The organism is Komarekiella delphini-convector SJRDD-AB1 (genome assembly GCF_014831675.1).
Lineage (GTDB): Bacteria > Cyanobacteriota > Cyanobacteriia > Cyanobacteriales > Nostocaceae > Komarekiella.
The window spans coordinates 1-5860 of sequence record NZ_VJXY01000117.1 but is presented as its reverse complement, the minus strand read 5'-3'; the positions used below and the strand labels follow the sequence as shown (position 1 = coordinate 5860).

Genomic DNA, 5860 nt, shown 5'->3' with positions numbered 1-5860 from the left:
GGTCAGTAAGCTTTGTACAATTTCCATATGGCTATCGAGTCGGTGCTTGTTTGTTCTAATCAGCACCTTAATGGTTCGATAGTTTTCTTGTCTATTCCCTCAACTCAAAATTGTCCGGAGTATTGAGGTAATACATTAACTACTGTTGTATCGTCATTAATATAAGAGTTGCCTTTATTAGCGATAACAGTAATTGTGTAAGCGTTGCCATACTTCAATTGTCTTTGGTCTTTTGGATATAACAGTGTAGCGTTCTTTACTTCTGTTCTCCACTTCACGTCATTTCCTTCAACAATTACCGTATACCTATCAGCTCCAGCGACAGGATACCAAGAGATTACTGGACGAGTATTTAAAATTGAATTGCCGTAGGGACTAATTACTTTTGGCTTGTAGTAGTTATGGTTTGGACTCTTGAACCTTCTAAGACACTTATCTACATTCTCTACTGAACATCGCTTCACCTCATCCTTTAACGATGCACATATCTCTGGATTAAAAATGGTACTATGTTTGAGAGATAAAAAGTTTCTATTCAAATAGCATAGAACCTTAACCGTACTTCCATTACTTGGATTAATTTGATCTCCTGTGCATAATTGACTCCCTGGAGGCAAATACAGGTCTCCTTCACTGACAACTCGACCACTCTTCGATCTATCACACTCACGCATTGCTACAGCCTGAGTTCGCCCCCCTATACTATTAGAATCTAAAGAAAGTACTGCTAATATTAACGTGAATACTGCGACTTGAGGCTTATAGTCTCTATTACTGCGGTTGAGTAAAAACTGCATTATAATTCTTTATGTAGCTGTTAGCTGTTTATTAGCATATCAGTAGATCGCGAGCATAACAAAGAGCTAAAGCTAGTACTTTCATAAAAATCATCCTTAATTAACGATCTTAGAGTTTTTAGTGAGGCGATCTAGCAATTCTCCTCTCCATTTAAAAACCTCTGGCTGATTTGACTCAAGAGTTATACAGACTTCCCAATAATTTCTAGCCTCGCTGATTTTACCCAATGCTTCTTGTGCTTGAGGTAGCAAGCAAGCAGCATCAGTTCTAGTACCATCCAAATCAAGTGCCTTTTCTAAGTATTTCTCTGCCTCTTTGTACTTCTTTTGCATCAATCTTGCCCAACCCAAGTTTTTATATAACGCGGCTTGTTGTCCAGGAGTTTCAGCAAGTTTCAATCCTTCCAATGCCAATCTAGTAGCTTGATTATAGTCTCCCTTTAAATTTCTTAATCGAGATAGATTATTTGTTGCTCCAACTGCTTCCCTATTAATTTTAATTACTATTCTATATTGCTTTTCTGCTAATTCGTATTTCCCTTTATCATCATAAAAGCTTCCCAGCCCATAATGTCCTTCCCAACTATTAGGTTTTAACGCAAGCGCCTTTTCATAATTATTAGCTACGCAATCAAAGTCATTTAATTCTTCACAAATTAATGCTAGATTAATATAGATATCAGTATCTTTGTTATTATATTTAATAGCTAATTCATAATAATTTTTAGCTAATTCAGCACTATTAGTACTGCGAGCAGCTCTTTCAAAGTAAAAATTTGAGATAGTAAGATTACTCTGAGGATTAATTTTTATAGCCCAGCTAAAAAGCTCTTGTGCCCCACGAGAATTATTTGCTGCTTCTAGCTTTTGTCCTTGGGCCACTAGGTAGTTCGCTGCTAGAGGTATAGAAAGAAAGATGCCCCCAAGAATTCCCAAAGCCATTAATGTATATTTGCTATATTTAAATACTTTAGAATTAGCTAATCTATAATTTTTAATTTGCTGAGGCAGTTTTTCTAAACGCTGCAAAATTACTTCAGTAGTCTGCGGACGCTGCCCTGGCAAGGGGGCCATTAATTCATCAATGAAATCAGCAAAAGGTTTGTCAATTTGCGGTGCTTTATCTCTCCAAGCTAGTCTTCCTGTTTGTTTATCTTTGGGTAAGTCCATCAGTTGAAGTCCAGTAACTAGCTGGACAAAAGTTCGACCCAAAGCAAAAAAATCTGACTGCGGTACTGCCTGTCCCTCAATTTGTTCTATTGGAGTGTAACGAGGTGTAACAACGGATGTAATTTCATATCGACCGCCTCTGCCTGTGCTAGTTCCCCCGCTTCCACTAACCTTAGCTAGATAAGTGTTACTCACCTGCCGCGCTACACCAAAATCAATTAGTGCCAGTTGACTGTTTGGCTGAAGAACTATATTAGAAGGTTTTATATCTCGATGAAAGAAATTAGAGCGATGTACTACATGTAAAATATCAACTAACTGCTTGAGCCATTCTAATGCTAGAACTTGCGAAATTGACCCGCTAGATTCCATCCATTGTTCTAAGTCTTGTCCCTCGATTTTATCCATAACTAAGCAGCGTAATTCCAAGGGACTATTGTTAGGAACAAAAGTAAAAAAGTCATCTAATGTACTTCTAGGAATATTTGGGTGTCGAATTAGCTGTAAAGTGAAGGATTCTCGCTCAATTAACTCAACTAGTTTGGGCGAGTTCCATTTTAGAATTTTCATAACTCGCTGCTTACGTACAGGACTCCATTGAGTTCCGGCGTCGTCTACTTCGAAAACATCAAAGTAGTTGTAAGGGTTGTCAGTAAGGGTTTTCAACGGCTTAATCAACCGGATGCGGTTATTAATTAGCAGGGAAGTACCACATGCTAAACAACTTTCAACTGCGTCAGTATTTTGACGCTGATTGCAAAGGGGGTTAATACAATATCTCACTTCTATAAAAAGATAAACAGGTATAGTCTGCTCATCTAGAATCTAGTACCCACTACTACCGGGGAAAGCGTTAATTGAGAATCTTGAGTAGTCATACTTTAACAAACGTATATTTTATTACTAATTTTGCATTGTACTGAAAAAATTAGTTATTATATTAGAAATTTAAATGATACTTTTTTTACAATAAATGAATAACTGTGTTTTAATAAATCAAAGTATCATTAGTGCATATAATACCTTCCAAGATCAATCATAATCCCGAAAAATCCCTTGCGGACATCTTCCACACTAAAGCAACTAGAAAGTTATGAATCTTAATGCTGCACAGAGATCAAATTTACCCGTCCTTCCCTCTCTTATCCCAAAAGAATCGAGGAAAGGGCAAACCTCTTCAGCAAGAGTAACTTTTAATCAAGCTTTACTCGTAGTAAATGACCTAGTATACGCCAAAAGAGGTAAATATTTATCTGATGTAGAAATTACCGTTTTAAAGGGAGCATGGAATGACGATGATTACGAGGAGATGGCAGACAACTCTCCTTACAGTCTTAACTATTTGCAAAGGCGCATAGCTCCTCCCTTGTGGGACTTACTTTCTGAAACTCTTGGAAACAATGAACGGATTACTAAAAAGAAGCTACGTCCTTGTTTAGAACAGGTTACTAAAAAGTATCATGCTGAATGCGCCTCAATCCCGGAACAACAAATACTCCCTAGCAGGGAAATAGCATACATCTGGGAAGATCAGCTACCTAGTACATCTAGTTTTTATGGGCGGATAGAGGAACTGAGCTACTTAAAAGAATTAGTAGTCAAGAATCGCTGCATTTCACTAATAGGATCCCCAGGAATTGGCAAAACTGCACTAGCTGCAAAGCTAGTAGCAGAACTTAGTAAAGAATCTCCATCCAGATTTAATTGCTTAGTTTGGAAATCAGTCGCTCATGCTCCATTACTACAGGATCTAATAGTAGATCTTATAGAGCTTACTAGCAACTCAGAACCTGAGCTTAAATTGCCTAAGTATACTCAAGCGCTAATTAGCGTGTTGATTAACCAGTTGCAATCACAACGTTGTTTAGTGATATTGGATGAATCTGAAGATTTATTTCAAATAAGTAATTCCGAACAGGCATCAGAATACAAAGTATTTTTTCGTCGCTTAATAGAGGAGCAACATCAAAGCTGTTTTCTCTTGACTAGTAGAATTTGGCCTAGTGAATTTGATGTTTTTATAGAGGCTGATCGACCTATTCAGTATCTTAGGCTTGAAGGATTAGATACTGAAGCAGCGATGCAGTTTTTATCTGAGCAAGGATTGACAGGGCAAAAGAAGTGTTGTGAAGAATTGATTGAGACTTATCGCGGCAATCCTGCCGAAATGAAAGCAGTCGTCAATCGAATTCATCACTTTTTTGCTAGTAGTACAGAAGTATTTTTTGAAAATAAAACCACGTTTGTTAGCAATCGTTTTAAAGAAATGCTTAATAATATGTTTGGTCAGGTTTTAAGTGATTTCCAGCAACAAATTATGATTTATATAGCAGAAAAAGAAACGTTAAATTTAACGTCTATTAGTTTTAATAACTTGTTGAGTGGACTAAGACAAAAGTGTAAATCATCTATCTCTGTCTCGGACTTGGTTACAGCATTAGAAATGCTTGAAAAACAGTCGTTAGTCGAAAGTAGCAAAGACCCAGTTACTAAAGAAATTAGCTTTACTCTCCAGCCAGTAATTAAAAAGTATATTTTAACTGATCCGCAAGGATTAGTGCATACATCTAATGCTTCATCCCATTTAGCGATCGCATCTTGAGCAAAAGCTTTTACTGTATTACACAGGGTAATCCACCCTACACAGAGGTGCTACCAAACCTCAGATTACCCCTCAAACAATCTTTAATAAATATGGAGGTCTAAAGCAAAAATCAAAACAATGCTAGATATCAGATGCTCAGAAGTTCTGTAAGATCAAGGCTAGTTGAAGTGGAAGATGGAGGTAAATATACAACAGTGGAAAATTTAAAGGACAAAACGTACTAAGGAGTAACGCTTTGTCCAAGCGCGAAAAATTAAATAATTTCAGAGCGGGGTTATCTCAGAGAAACCAAGGCAGTGGTAGATAAAGTTTGGCGCTTTTATCCACTGACTGGTCGGAAGAGATTGAATCCGCTGCTTCTCGTATTATACGAGAAACCACACGAAACTTACCAGTTTTGTGTGGCAGTTTTGGCTGTTGAAATTCCTCAAAATTATAAAATATCAAGTTTTGTAAATAAAACTCCCGAATTTCGTGGTTAAAAATCTGTAGCAGCGCAAAACCCCCTCTGAAGCTTGAAAACCAAGTTTTAGAGGTATATATGGCGAAAAATGACGAATGCTCAATACAAGAGGGTGTCGAGGTTACGCTGTCAGGAGTTGTCTCTGTACCGCACACCCCACATCTTAATTCCGACGCATTAAATAAGTGGATTATTAGCTCTTTTAGGGAAACTCGCTTCTGTAACGTCTTGAAAAGAGCGAGGGTGTTACCGCAGACAAGCTGGTTTTGGCATCGCTCGTGCAGTGGGTCAAGGTTAAAGGGTGAAGGGCAAGGGGAAATTAAAGATGGTCAAGGGGAAAAGGGGAAAGGGAAAAAGAGTGAAGAAAATCCCCTTCCCGCCTTAACCTTTACCCCTGACCCTTTACCCGACTTCTTTTTGAAGTCTAGTATGCACCTATCGGAGGCGGCGATCGCAATCGTTGCTAGTAATACGAATGATTACAAACAAATCTTAATCAAACAGAATCAGTTAGCCCAGACGGTACAGGAGTTAAACCCACAAGCGGAGCTGTTACTGCTGATTTCTAGTGACCAAAACTTTGTGTTTGGCACAGTGTTGTCAACTCTTGAGAGTTTCAGCACCCATATTCTTTTGAGAGAGAAGAAGCAAAGCAGCAGGAGAGTTCCAGTCATAGCAACTTTTGAAAAGTTTGCAGTTACAAACTTTCAAGAGCGCTCCCTGACGGGCGGGGGCAAAAGCTGATGAGCGAAGCCCCAATTGAATATCCGAACAATCTCACGGCCGCGGAGTACCATGAGCTAGCGGTTGGTAGTGCGATTCATC

The 5860-nt window shown here is 38.4% G+C and carries 4 protein-coding genes; 2 read left to right on the top strand and 2 right to left on the bottom strand.

Translation table 11 applies throughout. The features are described 5' to 3' along the window. Positions 1-104: 104 nt before the first annotated feature. Entirely contained in the window at positions 105-797 is a 693-nt protein-coding gene (locus FNW02_RS36995) for a hypothetical protein (protein WP_191762448.1), read from the bottom strand. Positions 798-893: 96 nt separating this feature from the next. Then, positions 894-2750, bottom strand: coding sequence for a protein kinase domain-containing protein (locus FNW02_RS36990; protein WP_348535520.1), 1857 nt, complete (start codon positions 2748-2750; stop codon positions 894-896). A gap of 310 nt (positions 2751-3060) precedes the next feature. Between FNW02_RS36990 and FNW02_RS36985 the strand changes: the two genes are divergently transcribed. Both FNW02_RS36985 and FNW02_RS36980 read left to right on the top strand, forming a co-directional pair. Continuing rightward, a complete protein-coding gene (locus tag FNW02_RS36985) occupies positions 3061-4569 on the top strand; it encodes an NACHT domain-containing protein (protein ID WP_191762446.1) in 1509 nt (502 codons plus the stop codon). A 544-nt stretch (positions 4570-5113) separates the two neighbouring features. After that, positions 5114-5779, top strand: a complete 666-nt coding sequence (locus FNW02_RS36980) for a hypothetical protein (RefSeq protein ID WP_191762445.1) — start codon at positions 5114-5116, stop codon at positions 5777-5779. The last annotated feature ends 81 nt before the right edge of the window (positions 5780-5860 follow it).